The organism is Dactylosporangium sp. NPDC005555, from assembly GCF_040605635.1.
In the GTDB taxonomy this organism is placed as follows: Bacteria; Actinomycetota; Actinomycetes; order Mycobacteriales; family Micromonosporaceae; genus Dactylosporangium.
This window is the reverse complement of record NZ_JBEXDG010000015.1, coordinates 17,355-33,269: the sequence shown is the minus strand read 5'-3', so window position 1 is coordinate 33,269 and position 15,915 is coordinate 17,355. Positions and strand designations below refer to the sequence as shown.

Sequence of the window (15,915 nt, the reverse complement as noted above, 5' to 3'; positions counted from 1 at the left end):
CGCGGCGCCGCCGGCCGCGAAACGCATCGCGCCGGCGAGGTCTCGTCAGGCGATGAGCAGGCGGAGACCGAGCTCGGCCGCGTCGAGGGAGACGAGCTCGGCGTTGCGTTCGGCCCACCGGCCCGAGAAGAGGTCGTCGTGGAGCGCGGCCACCGCCCGCTGCTCGGCCTGCGGCCCGACCCTGGTCCACACCGACACCGCGCGGCGCACCTGTTCGTCCAGGTACGCCTCCGGCCGGCGCCAGTGCGCCTCGAAGAAACCGTCGGCGCAGTCCCACGGGATGAGCACCGGCTCCAGGCGGGCGCCGATCGCGCGGGCCAGCTGGTCCACCGGGGGCCGGTCGGCGACCAGACCGGCAACCTCGGGCAGGTAGTCGCGGGTGAGCCAGAACCGGTGCAGCCACCCGGCTTCGCCGGCGTCGTGCGTGAACACCACCACCCGCCGGGCCACCCGTCGCATCTCGCGCAGCCCGGCGATCGGATCGTGCCAGTGATGGATGGTGCTGAAGGCCATCGCGGCGTCGAAGGACCCGTCCTCGAACGGGAGGCTCTCCGCCGCGGCGGCCAGACACGGCGCCGAGCCCGCGGGGCGCTGCGCCCGCATGACCGCGGACGGCTCGACCGCCGTGACGTCACGGTCCGGGGGTTCGTAGGAGCCGGTGCCGGCCCCGACGTTCAGCACCGTCCGCGCGTCACCGAGCGCGTCCCAGACCCGCGCGGCGATCCGCGGCTCGGTGCGCCGCGTCGCCGGGTAGGCGGATCCGATGGCGTCGTACAGCTGCGCGCCGAACATCTGCAGCTGCTCCTCCGGCGTCGTCCTGATCCCCATCGCTCGTGCCTCCAGTTCCCTGTCGATGGCCGTGACCATGGCGGCAGCGCGGTCGCGCTGGTCCAGCAGCAGGCCGCGCAACCGGCGCAGGCGCGCCACCGCGTCGGTGGCCGGGTCGTCGACCAGATCCGCGATCTCGCGCAGCCCGAAGCCCAGCCGCCGGTACGCGAGCACCTCCCGCAGCCGGTCCACGTCGCCCGCCGAGTAGGCCCGGTATCCGGCCGCGGTCCGCGTGGACGGCCGCACGAGGCCGATCTCGTCGTAGTGATGCAACGTGCGGACGGTCACGCCGGCCAGCTCGGCCGTGCGTCCCACGGTCAGGTTGTCCTCCACCCCACCGACTATGTGGCATGACGCCGCGTGAGGGACAACCCGCTTCGTTGCCGGTGCCGTTCGACGCCGAGGGGGAGGTCACGTCGGTGGTCGTGAAGACATCCGGCGTCGGCCAGACTCCGGCGACGACGGCGACGCCGACGTTCAGCGACTTCGGCGGTGCGGAGGATCGGGAGGGCGGCCGGCGCCCGTTGGCGGGTGGGCGCCGGCCGTGGCTTCTCAGGTGGTGATGCGGAACGTGGCGTCGGCGCGGCCGGTGGCGTCGGTGATCGGGTCGAGGCGCAGCAGGTAGTTGCTGTGGCGGATGTACCGGTCGGGGAAGTTGTACGACTGCAACGACGTCCACGCGCTGTTGGCCAGGCCAGCGACCTGCCGGAAGGTGGCGTCGCCGGCGAAGGTGGCGCTGCCGTCGTCGGCGGCGAGCTGGAAGTCGTAGCTGTAGTGGCGCAGGTAGTGGCCGGGGAAGTTCACGGACTGGAAGGAGACGGTGCCGGAGCCGGTCAGGCCGGGCACGACCCGGAACTGCGAGTCCGCGAGAGGGCTCACGTTCGCGTCGATGCGGACGTCGTAGTTGCTGTGCCGCACGTACCGGTCCTGGAAGTTGTAGGACTGGATGCGGTTGATCGTGCTGGTGCTGGGCCAGCGGTTCAGGACGCGGGTCTCCTCGGCGGCGGTGAGGTTGAGGATCGCGCCGTGGCGCTTCTTCGTGCCACCCATGGCGTAGGAGCCGGACGCCGCGAGCTGGTAGGCGGACGGGCTGGACGGGTTGCCGGTCAGCACCGGCATATAGCCGCGGCCCGAGGCGTACTGGTCGAGGTAGAGCGCCCACGAGGTGCCGGTGTTGAACCTGACCCACATGGGGCCTTCGACCTGTGCGCCGGTGAGGCCGATGCCCGACAGGTTGCCCAGCGTCGTCCACGTGCCGAGGATCGAGTTGCTGCCCTCGATGGTGATCTGGCCGTCGCCGGACGTGCGGACGTAGCGGTAGCCGCCGACGCCGGCCGGCACCTCGACGATCTGCGTGTCGATGATCTCCTGGCTGCCCGGCCGCGTGATGTACGGCTGCGGCGTCGTGATCGTGCGGAAGTTCGACGTGCGGGCGGAGTAGATGCGGTGCTTCGTGGCGCCGTTCAGTGGCACGTTCGTGGCCCAGTAGAGGACGTAGTCGCCGGTGGCCGGGTTCCAGATCGCCTCGGGCGCCCAGGCGTTGCGGCCGTCGGGGATCGCGCCGGCGACGTTGAGCAGCCACGGCGCGGACCAGGTGACGAGGTCGGTGGACTCCCACACGACGAGGTTGCGGCTGCCGTTGTTGATGGACGTGGACCAGTCCTGGCCGCAGCCGATGCACAGGTCCGTCGCGATGATCCAGTACCGGTCCCCGGCGGGCGAGCGGACCAGTGCGGGGTCGCGCACGCCGCGGGTGCCCACATTGGACTGCAGGACGGGGCCGCCGTTGTTGAGGTCGGTCCAGCGCAGGCCGTCCTTGCTGTGCGCGAGGTGGATCTGCTGGGCGGTGGACGACTCGCCGGTGAAGTGGGCCATCAGGTAGCCGGTGAACGGGTCCAGCGCGGCGGCAGGCTGGGGAAGGGCGAACAGCAGGCCCGCGGCGAACAGGACCGCGACGGCCCGGCTGAGCAATGCGCGCATGACGCTCCTACAGGGTGGGGATGACGGCGCGGACAGCGCCGTCGGCATCAGCGGCTGGAACGAGGCATCCGCCGCGAACGCCGGCAGCGCCCGCTTCACGACGTGACCTTGAACGTCGCATCCTGACGGTCGGACGCGCTCGAAGCGCCGCTGAGCGGGTCGATGCGCAGCAGGTAGTTGGCGTGGCGCAGGTAGCGGTCGGGGAAGTTGTACGACCGGAACGACGACCACGTCGGGTCGGCGAGACCCGCGACGCGGGTGAACGTGGCGTCGGCGCGGAAGGCGGCGGTGTTGTCGTTGGCGTCGAGGCGGACCTCGTAGTTGAAGTGGCGCAGGTAGTGGGTCGGGAAGTTCACCGACTGGAACGACACGCCCGCGCTGTCGGCGAGGCCGGGGACCATCTTCCACAGCTGGTCCTGGTAGGGGTCGAACGGGTACGCGTCGAGCCGGGCGACGTTGTCGGCGTGCCGCACGTACCGGTCGGGGAAGTTCGACGACTTGAGCCGCACCCAGGCCGGCAGGCCCCACCGGGAGACGAGGCCGTTGTACTCCGCGGCGGTGACGCCCACGATCGAGCCGTGCTTGGCGTTCAGCGGGGGCGTGTAGTCGCGCTGGTTGAGCACGGTCCAGGCGCCGCCGCCGACGTTGCTCGTCGACCAGGCGTAGTAGTCGTTGTTGACGGGGCTGAACGAGTCGCCCCACAGCCACCACCCGGCGCCGCTGTTGCTCCTGACGAGCATCGGCGCCTCCATGGCGTTTCCTTGGCGGAGGCCGCCGGTGTACGTGGTGAAGCTGCCGGCCGCACCGGTGGACGAGCGGGCGCCGTAGGTCAGCCCGTTGCCGAGGTTCTTGTAGTACAGGTAGAAGGTGGAGCCGTCCACGACGACGTCGCCGTCGAGCACGGCGAAGCCGGGGCTGAAGTAGACCTGGTTGGCGCTGACAGTGCGGAAGTCCGAAGTGTAGTTGACCATGAACACGTCGCTGCCGTTGTTGGCGGAGTAGACGATGCCGTACTGGCCGCGCGCGGCGTCCCAGAACGCGGTCGGCGCCCACGTGTGCGTCGCGAGGTTGTGCATCTTCACCCGCCGGTAGCCGGTGAAGCTGGTCAGGTTCGCCGAGTCCCACACATGCAGGTACTGGTTGTTCTGCCCGAAGTCGGTGCCGTTGAGGTCGGTGGCGAGGATGACGAACGTGCCGTCCTGCTTGCGCAGGATGAACGGGTCGCGCAGGCCGAGCGTGCCGGCGGTCGGGGTGACGACGGGGTTGTTCTGGTTCAACGGCGCCCAGTTGAGCCCGTCGGTGCTCACCGCGACGTGCAGGCCGTAGTTGGCGCCGCTCTGGTTGGGCGTCTCGGTGAAGTAGACGAAGACGTAGGCGGCGTTGGCCGCGGCGGCGGCCGAGGGCGTCGCGGCGACCCCGACCGCGGCGGCCGCCACTGAGAGCCCCGAGAGCCCGGTGAGCTGGACGAAGGTGCGTCGACGAAGGTGCACGATGGCAGACCTCTCCCGCAGGATGTGAGCGCTCACAAGTTGAGTCTGACTGAACCCCGCGCGCGCGGCGGCACGGGCGACTCGTGCGAGCAGGAACGACGAAAAGGGTGTCATCGACGGCCGAGTTGGCGGAACGACCGTCGATGCGTGATGCTTGCAGCAGATGTTAGCGATAACACATCGACTGTCAACCCCCGGCCGGGGCGCTCAGCAGTCGCGCCACACCGCCAGCTGGGCGCCGAGGTCGTCGTGGCGGACCGTGCCGATCAGCGTGTGGCCGTCGGGGCCGACCCAGTCGATGACGCTCGGCGCGGGGTCCGGCATCGGCATCGGCAGCACGAAGGGCACGCCGTCGCGCCACACGGCAGGGCGGCCCGTGCCGTCGATCGCGCCGGCGGTCACGCCCGACGCGCCGACCGCCATCGGGTTCACCATCCTGTCGAGCGCCTCGACGGCGCCGGTGTGCAAGTTCCACCGCACGCCACGGCTGGGGTGGGCCGGGTCGTCGACCAGCTTCCCGTCCTGCTCGACCCCTTCAGCCTCGGCCCAGCCGAGCACCCACCCGCCCGACACCGCTCTCGCGCCGGCCTTCAGGTAGCCCGCCGGCACCGCGAGGGCCGTCTCGGCGCCGTCCGCCGCCCAGCGGAACCCGTGCGGGAGGTCGCCCGCGTTGCCGACCACGACGCCGTCGTCGGTGATGCCGACCGCCTTGGTCGAGCGGGTGCCGACGGTCAGCAGCGTCGCGGTGGGCGCGCCGGCCGGCCACAGCACCGCCCGCTCACCGCCGGCCTTGAGCCCGGCAGTACCGACGACGTCGCCACGCGCGTTGATCCCGGTGGCGGACGTGAAGGCAGCGGTGCCGGGCGTCGGCAGCGCGACCACCTTGCCGTCGCGGATCACGACCGCCTGCTGGCCGGAGACCCCGGCCGTGCGGCGCGTCCCGGCGATCACGCCGGAGGCGTTGACGCCCGCGACCGTGACGTCCTTCGCGGCGGTCAGGAGCTGCGGCTGCCCGCCGTCGGTCCACAGCATCGTCCCCATCTCCTCGGCGTTGTGGTTGGGGACCGCGACCACCAGCCGGCCCGCCGGGTCCACGGCGCGGATGTCGAGCCCGTTGGCGCCCGGCGGCAACGGCAGCGGCGACGACGCGCAGGCGCTCGGCGCCACCGTCGACGCCGCGGCCGGCCCGGCCGGCACGGCGGCCTTCCGGCTGTCACAGCCTGTGAGCACCGTCAGCAGCGCCACTGCGGCCAGCACCTGTCGGCTCCTGCCCATGCGTGTCGTCTCCTCTTCCTCGCTTGCCATCAACAGGTCCAGCGGGTGTTGTCGAACTCGTCGTGCTTGTCGCCCTCGACCATGCCGGCCACGATCGTTCTGCCGTCGGCGGTGATGCCCGCGCGCCACACCGCCGGACGCGCCGGGTCCAGCAGCGGCAGCGACGTGACGCCGCCGTCGTGCCAGAGGGCAAGCCCCGACGAGTGTTCCGTGGCTCTGCCGAGCACGGTCCCGCCGGCGCTGACGGCGTACGGCGTGAACAGCCCCAACGGCTCGACGGCACCGGTCCGCAGATTCCACCGCGCGTGCCACGGTCCGAGCTCGTCCGGGTCACGGGGGCGGGTCAGCGGCGCCGCGCCGGCCGCCCAGTCGCCGCCGCCCGTGGTGGCGGACCCGGCCGTGCCCTTCGCCAGCGGCGCGCCGCTGCCGCCGTCGACGCTCCACCGGTACGCGACGGTCGCGCCGTCGGACGCCCTGGCCGTGCCGACGACCACACCGTCGTCGGTGACGCCGGCGACCTGCGCCGTGCGGCCCTCGCCGGCGGACGGCTCGACGAACCCGCCGCCGGCCGGCCAGATCAGCCCGACTCCCCCGCTGTCGCCGAGCATCGCGTAGCCGACGGCGTCGCCGCGGGCGTTGACGGCGAACACGTCGCTCGACGTCGCGCCCGCCGGCAGCGGCAGCTGCGCGACCGTGCCGTCGCGGAACCGGGCCGCGCGCCGTTCACCGCCGGCGCCGCGGGTGCTGCCGACGGCGGTGCCGTCGCGGTTGACGGCGTTCGGCGAGAACTCCGCCGCCGCGGCCGGTCGGCTCGGCACGCCGTCCTTCCACAGGACCAGGCCGGTCACGGACTGCGCGGACCCGTAGCCGCCGACCATGAACCGCCCGGTCGGGTCGATCGCGTGGACCGCCCACTGCCCGGCGGACAGGCCCGGCGGGGCCGGCACCGCGGCGGCCACACACCGCAGCGGCGCCACCGACCGGCTCGGCAGGACCGGTGGCTGGGTCGGGGTCACCGCGGGCGGCCCGCCGTCCGGCCGCCGCAGCGGCGACGCGAACGCCACCCCGGCGATCAGCGCGACCGCGACCGCGACCCCGGCGACCAGCCGGATCCGCCCGCGCCTGACCCGCCGCCGGGCGGTGACGAGCACGTCGTCGGCGAGCAGTCGCACCGGCGGCACCTCCCGCTCCGCGTGGGACCGCAGCACCTCTTCGGGGTTCACGCGGGCCTCCTCATCGGCAGTCCGGCGCACGGCGACGCGGGGTTCACGCGGGCCTCCTCATCGGCAGTCCGGCGCGCGGCGACGCCTCGAACAGCTCGCGCAGCGTCCGCAGCGCCGTCGACGTCTGCGCCTTGACCGTGCCTTCGGAGCGGCCCAGTACCGTGGCGACCTCGGCGACCGACATATCGCACAGGAACCGCAGCGCCACCACGATCCGCTGCCGCTCAGGGAGCCGGCGCAGCGCCTGACCGACGAACAGCCGCTCGTCGACCTGCCCGATCGCCGCCTCGACCGCGGTGTCCGGCGGCGTGTCACGCAGGAACACCCGCGTCCACGGGCGGCGCTGGTCGCTCAGACAGGCCCGGACCACCATCGAGTGGACGTACGCGTCGAGGTTGTCGACCTCACCGCGTCTGCCCCAGCGCTTGTACAGCGTGGTCAGCGCGTTCTGCACGGCGTCCTCGGCCCGGTCCCGGTCGCCCAGGACCAGCCACGCGACCCGGTGCAGGCGAGGCAACTGCGCCCGTACGTAGTCGACGTACTCGTGCTCCTCGTCGACCCGCACCCGCGTCGTCCCCCTCCGGTGGCCCACGTTCCACCCCGGTAGACGCAAGCGGTGGCCACGGAGGTTTAGACGACTTTTCAGCAGCGGATCACAGGCCGGGCAGCGTCTGCTCGGCGTCGTACACCGGCCAGCCGTCCTCGCCGCGGCGGACCCCTTCGGTCAGCCGGTGCGGCTGCCGCGCGCCGGCGTCGAGCAGGTGCTCCACCACCGCGCCGCGCATGACGAGCGCGTCCGCGACGAGCATCCGGTGACAGTGCCACCACAGCGTCTCGGCACAGAGCACCGCCGGCAGGTCGGTCGCCGCTCCGCCGATCAGCTCGTCGACGGCGGCACGGAACGCCGGGGTGTCCATGTGGTCGGCGTACGCGGCGAACTGCGCGCTGCGCAGCGCGGTGTGCCGGGTGCCCGGACCGGCACCGCGCCGGCCACCGAGCGTCTCGCCGCGCCAGGTGTACCGCAGCCCGGCGCCGGTCACCGCTTCCGCGAGCGCGTCCCGGCCGAACTGCGGATGCCGCCGCGACCCCGGAAACCGCCGCACGTCGACCACCGTGCCGACGCCGGCGCCGGTCAGGATGTCCAGCAGCGCCCCGATCGGCCGCGCCCCGTGCCCGACCGTCCAGATCCGCACCGGATCGCTTCCAGTCCTGTCCACCGAGGGCAGGCTACCCCGGCCCGGGGTGATCGATGAGGCGGCCGATGCCGAGCACGGGCAGGACGGTCAGCAGGAACGCGACCGTCGCGGCCGCGGCGAGGAAGCCGACGTCACGGTTTCCGGCGTGCGGCGACTGCACGGCGACGACCGGCATGCCGAACGCGCCGATCCGCGACCCGAACTGGGGCATGGTCTGCCCCAGCCAGAACCGGCCGAAGGGTGTCACCGGGGGGCGCGGCCCCACGCCGAGATCATGGGTGAGGTGGCGAGGTCGAGGAGGCCGGCCTCGATGTTGGCGAGATGGGCGTCGATCTCGGCGTCGGTGGCGAGGCCGGCGACGGTCAGGTGCCGGCGGATCTGGCGGACCGTGGCGTGCTCGAGGGCGGCGCAGGCGGGCCCGGTGACCGGGAAGTACGCGTCGGCGGCGACGTCGGTGAGGCCCGCGGCGCGCAGGAGTGCCGGCAGCGTGCGGCCGTAGCCGAGGTCGACGCCGCGGGCGGCCATCAGGGTGCGGAAGTCGTGCTTGAGCTTGTTGGCCAGGCGCTGCGCCGGGCCGGACTCGTCCGGGCAGACGAGAGGCTGCAGCGCCGGGTCGGCCTCTTCGATCAGCAGCCAGCCGCCTGGTCGCACCGACGACGCCATCGCGGCAAGGGCACGGTCACGCTGCGGGACGTGGACGAGGACCAGGCGGGCGTGCACGAGGTCGAACCGCTCCTGCGGCGGCGGGTCGACGCCCACGTCGTGGCGGGCGACCTCATACCCGGCGCCGCCCGTGGTCCAGGAGACGTCGATGTCGGTGGCGAGCACGTGGCCGGTGGGACCGACCCGCCCGGCGAGCCACGCCGGCACGCTCGTGCCGCCGGCGCCGACCTCCCAGCACCGCCAGCCGGCACCGATCCCGAGGGCGTCGATGTGCCGGAACGTCGACGCGTCGAACAGGGCCGCGAGGGCGCCGAACCGGGCGCCGGCCTCCTGCTGCCGGTTGTCGAGCAGGTATCCGCCTTCATCGCTCACCACAGCATCATCGCAGCAGGAGCCCCGCATCGGTCGGGTGCCGGCAGCCGCTGTCGTCTGCGAGGCCGGGTCGGTGCCACCGCTCGCGCACGTGACGGTCCGGGCGGCAGCGGCGTGGCCCCGAGATGTCCGGGCCGTGCGAGAACGAGGTCCGGGCGGTCGCCGGTGACCTCGTCCCCCCGACACCGTCAAGGCCGGGCCGCACCACACGCAGCGGCGCTGGACCCGAGGCCGGCTCCGGTCAAGGGATCAGGGCGACCTTGCCGCCGGGGTGGCCGGTGCGGACGAGGTCGAGCGCGGCGAGGGCCTCGGTGAGCGGGAACGTCCTGGCGACCGGGACGACCAGCTGTCCGGCGGCGGCGAGGGACAGCAGCCTGGCGCGGACGCCGTCGCGGAAGGCGGCGCTGGCCGGCTGGTTGCCGCCGATCGCCGGGATGCCCGCCGCCATGGACGCCTCCGAGGCGACGATCGTCACGGACCGGCCGCTCGGCATGGCGTGCGCGGAGGCGATGGCGTCGTCGGTACCGACGGTGTCGATGACGGCGTCGATGCCCTGCGGCGCGGCGGCGGCGACGCGGTCCTCGAGGCCGGGACCGTGCGCGACCGGGACGGCGCCGAAGTCGCGCAGCAGCTGGAAGTTGTGCGGGCTCGCCGTGCCGATGACGGTGGCGCCGAGCAGCCGGGCCTGTTGCAGGACGCTGACGCCGACCGCGCCGGACGCGCCGTGCACGAGGATCGTCTCGCCTGCCGCCACGCCGGTGACGTGCAGGGTCTCGGCGGCGGTCGTGCCGGCGAGCAGCAGGTTCGCGGCGGCGGGAAAGTCGAGCGCCGCGGGCTTGCCGAAGACGTCCTTCGCGGGCACCGTGACCTGGGAGGCGTAGCCGCCGCTGATGCGGAACGCGACGACCTCGTCGCCGACGGAGCCGACCGGTGCGTCCGGCGCGTCCGGCGCGTCCGGCGCGTCCGGCGTGCCGGGGCCGACGGCGCTGAGGACGCCGGCCACCTCGAAGCCGATCGGCAGCGGCAACGGGCGGTCGGGGCCGCGGGCGGCGTCGAGGTGCTTGTAGTCGGCCGGGTTGACGCCGGCGGCCCGCACGTCGATCGTCACCTCGCCCGGGCCGGGCGGTGGGACGTCGGTCTCGACCAGGACGAGCGGCCCGCCGAACTGGGGCGCGATCCATCTGACTGCCACGGCCGCACCCTACCCAGCGTCCGACGGACTACGCAGCACCGAGAACAGCACCTCGCGGCGCAGTTCGAAGCCCATCGACAGGTACAGGCCGACGGCGCCGGCGTTGTCGCGGGCGGCGTGCATGAAGGGGGTCTCGCCGCGGTCGCGGATGTTGTGGGCGACCGCGCGGACCAGGGTCGTCGCCAGGCCCTCGCCGCGGTGCGCCGGGTCCGTGCAGACGGCGCTGATCTCCGTGAAGCCCGTGGGGTGGAGCCGTTCACCGGCCATCGCGACCAGCGCCCCTTCGCGGCGCACGCCGAGGTAGGTGCCGAGCTCGTGCGTGCGGGGCTCGAACGGACCGGGCCGCGTGCGGGACACGAGGTCCAGCATCTCCGGGACGTCCGCGGCGCCGAGCGTGACGAGGCCGTCGCCGGGACGCGACTCCAGCGCACCGGTGGCGATGAGCTGGACGCCGGGCACGGCGAGCTCGACCTGCCAGCCGTCCGGCGGCGTGAACGGGTCACCCGACAGCATCGCGGCCCCGCCCGGTCCGACGAGCGCGAGGACGTCGGCCCAGACCCGCTCGTCCACGACGGGCGGCACGGCCATGATGGGCGAGACGCCGACCGGGTACCGCAGCGCCCTTCCGGGGCCTTCGGCGAAGCGGGCGTGCGGGCCGGTGAGCGACGCCCACGCCGCCTGGTCGAGCAGATGGATGTCCGTCGACACCCGCGGGCGGAGATCCGATGCCGTGCTCATGTGCGTCCTCTGCTCAGGGTGAAACACTGGTCTGGTCTGGTGCCGTCGACGGCGAGGTCGGCGAGGACCCGCCCGATCGCCGGGGCGAACTTGAAACCGTGGCCGGAGAATCCGGTGGCCACGACGACCGGGCCGTGCCGGTCCAGGACGAAGGTCGCGTCGGGTGTCGTGGTGTACGTGCAGCTGATCGGCTCGAACTCGTCGGCGTCGACGCCGGGCAGCCAGCGGCGGACGTACTCGCGGAGCGCGGCCAGCTGGGTGGGTTCCGGGGTGAAGTCGCGGTGGTCGGGGTCGACCTCGGGGCCGACGCCGTGGAAGCCGACCTTGATGCCCTCGCCGGGGGTGGCGAGCCCGTAGATCCCGCCGTGGAACTGGCCGGCCGCGGCCGACCCGGGCGCGAACCGGTGACCGAAGCTCGGCCACCCGTCCGCGGACGCGTCTCCGCCGGAACTCGGCCGGCCGGCGGCGGGCGCTCGAAGGGCGAAGTGCGCCGGTTGCTCCTGCGTGACCCGCAGCGGCGGCAGCGGCGCGAGGTGGCCGACGAGCTCGGCCGCCCAGGCGTTGACCGCCGCCACGACCCGGCGGGCGCGGTACGTGCCGGCGTCGGTGTGGACGAGGACCGCGTCGTCACCGAGGACCTCGATCGCCGTCACGGGTGTCGAGTGCCGCACGAGTGCGCCTTCCTTCCGCGCCGCGGCCTGGAAGGCGGCGACCGACCGGTCGGCGGACAGGCGTCCGCTGTCCGGATGGAAGAGCGCCGGGGTCGTGAACCGCATACCCGGCCAACGGTCCGCGGCGGCCTCGGGCGGGAGCCAGCTGTGCGGTACACCCGCCGCGGCCAGACCATCGGCGAGGTCGTGCAGCAACGGGTGGTCGCCGTGGTCGACGCCGCCGGTGACGGTCAGCAGCCGCTCGCCGGTGACGTCCTCCAGCTCGCGCCACAGGTCGCGGGCCTCCCGGGCGAGGCCGATGTGCACGGGGTCGGGGTAGGACAGCCGGAAGATCCGGGACGCGCCGTGCGACGCGCCGTTGGTGTGGCCCGCCTCGAACCGCTCGAGCAGCGCGACGTCGGCCCCGCGGCGGGCGAGCCGCCAGGCCGCGGCCGAGCCCATCGCCCCGCCGCCGACCACGACGACGTCGACCGGGGTCGCCGGTGTGCCGGATGCCATCGCCTCAGCCCAGGATCCGCGCGGCGCCGAAGCCGCTCGCCAGCGCGGACCCGGCGGCGAACCGGCCGGGTGAGAACTGCTCCAGTCGCGGGTCGGGGTCGCCGGCGAGCAGCCTGGCGACATGATCTCCCCACACCGGTGCCAGTTTGAAGCCGTGCCCGCTGGTGCCGGCGTCGACGTACACCCGGTCGCTCACCTGTCCGGTGACCGGCTGCCAGTCCGGGCTGACGTCGTACAGCGACGCCCAGCCGCGATCCGCGACCGCCCGCCCCCGGACCGGTGTCCGCTGCGCGGCGCGGGTGGCGAGCCAGTCGATCTCCGCGGCGGTGACATCCGTGGCGAAGTCGTCCGGGTCGGTGGGGGTGGCCGGGGCGAGCGGGCCGAGCAGGAACCGGTCCGCGCCGGACGGCCGGGAGTAGTAGCCGCGCTGGACGTCGATCAGCACGTACGGCACAGCCAGCGGAACATCGTCCGGCTGGTGGATGAGGCCGGCGACGACGTGACGCTCGGCGGTCAGCGGCAGCGCGGCACCGACCTGCGCGAGCAGCGGCCCGGTCCACGGTCCCGCGGCGACCAGCAGGCGGCCGACCTCGTGCCGGGTGCCGTCACCGAGCAGGACGACGACCCTCCGGCCGTCGTCGGTGATCTTGACGACCTCGGCGTGCTCCAGCAGCGTCGCGCCGTGCCGTTCGGCCGCGGCCGCGTAGCCGAGTGCGGTGCCGTGCGGGTCGGCGTGGCCCGCGCGCTCCTCCCACACGCCGATCGCGGTCCCGTCGAGGTTCAGGTCGGGGAAGCGCGCCGCCAGGTCCGCCGGCGTCAGCACCTCGTGGTCGGCCCCGGTCTTCCGCACGTCGTCGATGTCGTCGGCACCGTGCAGGTACAGCCCACCCGTCCGGACGAAGCCGCTGTCACCACCGACCTGTGCGGCGAAGTCGGCGAGCACCGCCGTGCTGTCCCGGGCGACCTCGGCCAGGAACCGGTTCGTGTAGTAGGACCGGACGACACCGCTGGCCCGGCCGGTCGGGCCGCCGGCCCGGGTGCCACGCTCGAACACGACCGTCGGCACGCCCCGCCTGGCCAGGTGATACGCGGCCGCGACCCCGTGCACCCCGGCGCCGACGATCCCAACACTGTCCTCACTCACGGAACTAATCCTATCGCTTGAGTAGGAAATGCGCTACGCTGCATCGTATGGCGTTCGCAGGAGAGCTCAAGCACCGGTTCCTCGCCGGGCAGGCCGTCACCCGCGTCACGAACCGGGTGATCGGGATCAGCCACCGCATCATCGGGTTCGGTCTCGCGCCGGCCGCACTGGACCTGTACTGCCGGCCCGACTTCCACGACACCTCGACCTGGGTGGAGATGGCGCCGGAGCTGCGGCTCCGCGAGATCTCCCGGCAGGCCTGACCGTCATGGAGACCAGCCGCCCCTTCGACGAGGTCATCCACCACGGCACATTCACCACCCCCTGACCACGCCGTCGACGACGTGGTCCCACGAGGTGCGCCTGGTTCAGCCGGCCTGGTACCGGAGCTTGGTGGGGCTGACGACCAGGTTGAGCTCGGTGATCCGGCCGGCGTCGAGCTCGACGCCGAGCACGCCGAGCAGGGTGCCGTCGAGTTCGAGGGCGAACCCTTCGCCGGAGGCGAGGCGCAGCGGGCGGGCGTGCACCCCGGCGTACCGGCGACCGAGGCCGGACAGCAGGGTCAGCACGCGGTCCGGGCCGTGCACCGGGACGCGGGCGGCGGTGACCTCGCCGCCGCCGTCGGAGCGCAGGACGACGCGCGGGTCGAGCAGCGGGATCAGGTCGGTGAGGTCACCGTCGGCGGTGGCCTTGAGGAACGCTTCCATGACCCGCCGGTGCTCGGCGGCCGGGACGGGCGTGCGGGGCGGGGCCTCGGCGCGGACGCGGCGGCGGGCGCGGGACGCGAGCTGCCGGCACGCCGCGGGGGTGCGGCCGACGACGGTGGCGAGGCGGTCGAAGTCCATGCCGAACACGTCGTGCAGCACGAGCGTCACCCGTTCGGCCGGTGACAGGCTCTCCATGACGAGCAGGACGGCGGTGCGCACCGACTCGCGCAGCGCGACCGTGTCGCCGAGGTCGGTGTCGTCGTAGCCGGCCAGGGGCTCGGGCAGCCATGTCCCGGCGTAGGTCTCGCGGCGTACCCTGGCCGACCCCAGCTGGTCGAGGCAGATCCGTGACGTGACGGTGGTCAGCCACGCCCGTTCGTGCTCCAGGTCGCCGACGCCGCTGGTGTACCGCCGCAGCAACGCCTCCTGGACGGCGTCCTCAGCGTCGGCGGCGCTGCCCAGCAGCCGGTATGCGACCGCGAACAGGTAGCGGCGGTGCTGCTCGCCCTCGTCCATGTCACATGATTGTGGCGTATGTCGTCTCCCTGTCATGCAGAGGATCACCGTAGTCGGCGGCGGGTTCGCCGGCCTTGTCGCCGCCATCACCTGCGCCGAGGCCGGGGCGGCCGTCACGCTCCTGGAGGCGCACCACACGCTGGGCGGGCGGGCCCGGGCCACCACCGGGCCGTACGTCGCGCACGACGGCCCGCACGTGCTCTACCGCGACGGCCCGTGGTGGCGGTGGCTCGCCCAGCGCGGCCTGATCGGCGCGGCGCGCGGGGTGCCGGCGCGGGGACTGACCGGGTTCCGGTTCCGCCACGGCGGCCGGCTGCGTCGCACCCCACCGGCGGCGCTGCTGCCCGTCCTGGCCCGGCGGCGCCGCACCGCCCCCGTCGACCGCGACTTCTTCTCGTGGATCCGTGACCAGCACGGGGACGCGGCGGCGTCGGCCGCGTCGAACCTGATGGGTGTGGCGACGTTCGACGCCGATCCGGGCCGGCTCTCCGCGGCGTTCGTGTGGCCCCGGCTGCTGCGGGTGTTCGCGCCGAGCCCGCCCGCGCGGTACGTCAGCGGCGGCTGGAACGGGCTCGTCGACCGGCTGTCCGCCCACGCCCGCGCGGCCGGCGTGGCGATCGAGACCGGCGCCCGGGTGACCGAACTGCCACCCCCGCCGGTGATCGTGGCAACGTCCCTGGACGCGGCCGGCCGCCTGCTGGGCACCGCCCTGCCGCACGTGGAGAGCGGCCGGACGGTGCTCCTCGACGTCGCGGTCCACGCCCTGCGGGGTGACGCGTTCGTCGTGTCGGACCTGGACGAGGCGGGGTGGCTGGAGCGGTACACGCTGCCCGACCCGACCCTGGCCCCGCCGGGCGAGTCCCTGATCCAGGCCCAGCTGCCGCTGCGTCCCTCGGAGAGCAAGGCCTCCGGCCTCGCCCGCCTGTCGGCGCTGACCGACGCGGCCCTGCCGGGCCGGCTCGCCCGGACCACCTGGAGCCGCGACGGCGTCGCCAACCGCCGCACCGGCGCCCTGGATCTCCCCGGCCAGACCTGGCACGACCGACCGGCCATCGCCCGCGGCGACGGCGTCTACCTCGCCGGCGACATGGTCGCCGCCCCGGGCCTGCTCAGCGAGGTCTCCTTCCACAGCGCGACCACCGCCGCGACCGCCGCCCTCCGGTGACGGGTCCACCGGCCCCGGCGGCGCGTATGCCGTGCTCGCCGGGTTCGTCGCCGCCCGCGGCGCGCTCAAGCCGGGGATGGACGTCGAGCAGGCCCGCGACATCGCCTTCATCGTCACGAACGTGGAGAGTTACCTGCAGTTCACCGACGTCTGCGGATGGATACCGCGGCAGGAGCGGACTGCCTGCTGGCTCGGGCGCCGGAAAAAGTTTGAGCAGGCTGTCGGATCGGGCCGGGCGTGTTCGTTGCAGGGATGAG

The 15,915-nt window shown here is 73.7% G+C and carries 16 protein-coding genes and 1 pseudogene; 3 read left to right on the top strand and 14 right to left on the bottom strand.

Annotated features, from left to right (window positions below; translation table 11 throughout):
• Positions 1 to 45: 45 nt before the first annotated feature.
• From ABZS58_RS18930 to ABZS58_RS18870, 13 genes are all read right to left on the bottom strand, one after another.
• On the bottom strand, positions 46 to 1,161 hold the full coding sequence (locus ABZS58_RS18930; RefSeq protein WP_354783063.1) for a MerR family transcriptional regulator: 1,116 nt from the start codon (positions 1,159 to 1,161) through the stop codon (positions 46 to 48).
• Between the two features lie 219 nt (positions 1,162 to 1,380).
• Positions 1,381 to 2,808, bottom strand: a complete 1,428-nt coding sequence (locus tag ABZS58_RS18925; protein ID WP_354783061.1) for a glycoside hydrolase family 43 protein — start codon at positions 2,806 to 2,808, stop codon at positions 1,381 to 1,383.
• A gap of 95 nt (positions 2,809 to 2,903) precedes the next feature.
• The gene (locus ABZS58_RS18920; RefSeq protein WP_354783059.1) at positions 2,904 to 4,298 is read right to left on the bottom strand and encodes a glycoside hydrolase family 43 protein; all 1,395 of its coding nucleotides are present in this window, start codon (positions 4,296 to 4,298) and stop codon (positions 2,904 to 2,906) included.
• A 207-nt stretch (positions 4,299 to 4,505) separates the two neighbouring features.
• A complete protein-coding gene (locus tag ABZS58_RS18915; RefSeq protein WP_354783058.1) occupies positions 4,506 to 5,573 on the bottom strand; it encodes a hypothetical protein in 1,068 nt (355 codons plus the stop codon).
• Positions 5,574 to 5,602: 29 nt separating this feature from the next.
• Entirely contained in the window at positions 5,603 to 6,796 is a 1,194-nt protein-coding gene (locus ABZS58_RS18910) for a hypothetical protein (RefSeq protein ID WP_354783056.1), read from the bottom strand.
• 43 nt (positions 6,797 to 6,839) lie between these two features.
• Positions 6,840 to 7,388, bottom strand: a complete 549-nt coding sequence (locus ABZS58_RS18905) for a SigE family RNA polymerase sigma factor (RefSeq protein ID WP_354783054.1) — start codon at positions 7,386 to 7,388, stop codon at positions 6,840 to 6,842.
• Between the two features lie 61 nt (positions 7,389 to 7,449).
• A complete protein-coding gene (locus tag ABZS58_RS18900; RefSeq protein ID WP_354783052.1) occupies positions 7,450 to 8,013 on the bottom strand; it encodes a DUF488 domain-containing protein in 564 nt (187 codons plus the stop codon).
• Positions 8,014 to 8,023: 10 nt separating this feature from the next.
• A complete protein-coding gene (locus ABZS58_RS18895; RefSeq protein WP_354783050.1) occupies positions 8,024 to 8,257 on the bottom strand; it encodes a hypothetical protein in 234 nt (77 codons plus the stop codon).
• Positions 8,236 to 9,027, bottom strand: a complete 792-nt coding sequence (locus tag ABZS58_RS18890) for a methyltransferase domain-containing protein (RefSeq protein WP_354783048.1) — start codon at positions 9,025 to 9,027, stop codon at positions 8,236 to 8,238. Before ABZS58_RS18890 ends, ABZS58_RS18895 begins: the two co-directional genes overlap by 22 nt.
• Before the next feature lie 241 nt (positions 9,028 to 9,268).
• On the bottom strand, positions 9,269 to 10,219 hold the full coding sequence (locus tag ABZS58_RS18885; protein ID WP_354783046.1) for an NADP-dependent oxidoreductase: 951 nt from the start codon (positions 10,217 to 10,219) through the stop codon (positions 9,269 to 9,271).
• 9 nt (positions 10,220 to 10,228) lie between these two features.
• Complete coding sequence (locus tag ABZS58_RS18880; RefSeq protein WP_354783044.1) at positions 10,229 to 10,957, bottom strand: GNAT family N-acetyltransferase; 729 nt, start codon at positions 10,955 to 10,957, stop codon at positions 10,229 to 10,231.
• A complete protein-coding gene (locus ABZS58_RS18875; protein WP_354783042.1) occupies positions 10,954 to 12,126 on the bottom strand; it encodes an FAD-dependent oxidoreductase in 1,173 nt (390 codons plus the stop codon). The genes ABZS58_RS18880 and ABZS58_RS18875 overlap by 4 nt, the downstream gene beginning before the upstream one ends.
• A 4-nt stretch (positions 12,127 to 12,130) precedes the next feature.
• Positions 12,131 to 13,270 (bottom strand): FAD-dependent oxidoreductase, encoded by a 1,140-nt coding sequence (locus tag ABZS58_RS18870; protein WP_354783040.1) that lies wholly within the window; start codon positions 13,268 to 13,270, stop codon positions 12,131 to 12,133.
• A gap of 47 nt (positions 13,271 to 13,317) precedes the next feature.
• On the opposite strand from ABZS58_RS18870, the gene ABZS58_RS18865 reads away from it, so the two are divergent.
• Positions 13,318 to 13,533: a hypothetical protein gene (locus ABZS58_RS18865; protein ID WP_354783038.1), complete on the top strand. Its 216-nt coding sequence runs from the start codon at positions 13,318 to 13,320 to the stop codon at positions 13,531 to 13,533.
• Positions 13,534 to 13,638: 105 nt separating this feature from the next.
• Here ABZS58_RS18865 and sigJ read toward each other — a convergent pair whose 3' ends face one another.
• A complete protein-coding gene (sigJ, locus tag ABZS58_RS18860) occupies positions 13,639 to 14,493 on the bottom strand; it encodes an RNA polymerase sigma factor SigJ (RefSeq protein WP_354783036.1) in 855 nt (284 codons plus the stop codon).
• A gap of 49 nt (positions 14,494 to 14,542) precedes the next feature.
• On the opposite strand from sigJ, the pseudogene ABZS58_RS18855 reads away from it, so the two are divergent.
• Together ABZS58_RS18855 and ABZS58_RS18850 are read left to right on the top strand one after the other, a co-directional pair.
• Positions 14,543 to 15,658 (top strand): annotated as a pseudogene (locus tag ABZS58_RS18855) (FAD-dependent oxidoreductase); the annotation flags it as partial.
• Positions 15,659 to 15,689: 31 nt separating this feature from the next.
• The gene (locus tag ABZS58_RS18850) at positions 15,690 to 15,914 is read left to right on the top strand and encodes a hypothetical protein (protein ID WP_354783034.1); all 225 of its coding nucleotides are present in this window, start codon (positions 15,690 to 15,692) and stop codon (positions 15,912 to 15,914) included.
• Position 15,915 lies beyond the last annotated feature (1 nt).

What these genes read in the sequence shown, in the direction of transcription:
- ABZS58_RS18880 (WP_354783044.1), bottom strand. Translation starts at nt 10,957, where the DNA reads ATGAGCACGGCATCGGATCTCCGCCCGCGGGTGTCGACGGACATCCAT.
- sigJ (WP_354783036.1), bottom strand. Translation starts at nt 14,493, where the DNA reads ATGGACGAGGGCGAGCAGCACCGCCGCTACCTGTTCGCGGTCGCATAC.
- ABZS58_RS18865 (WP_354783038.1), top strand. Translation starts at nt 13,318, where the DNA reads ATGGCGTTCGCAGGAGAGCTCAAGCACCGGTTCCTCGCCGGGCAGGCC.
- ABZS58_RS18875 (WP_354783042.1), bottom strand. Translation starts at nt 12,126, where the DNA reads ATGGCATCCGGCACACCGGCGACCCCGGTCGACGTCGTCGTGGTCGGC.
- ABZS58_RS18925 (WP_354783061.1), bottom strand. Translation starts at nt 2,808, where the DNA reads ATGCGCGCATTGCTCAGCCGGGCCGTCGCGGTCCTGTTCGCCGCGGGC.
- ABZS58_RS18915 (WP_354783058.1), bottom strand. Translation starts at nt 5,573, where the DNA reads ATGGGCAGGAGCCGACAGGTGCTGGCCGCAGTGGCGCTGCTGACGGTG.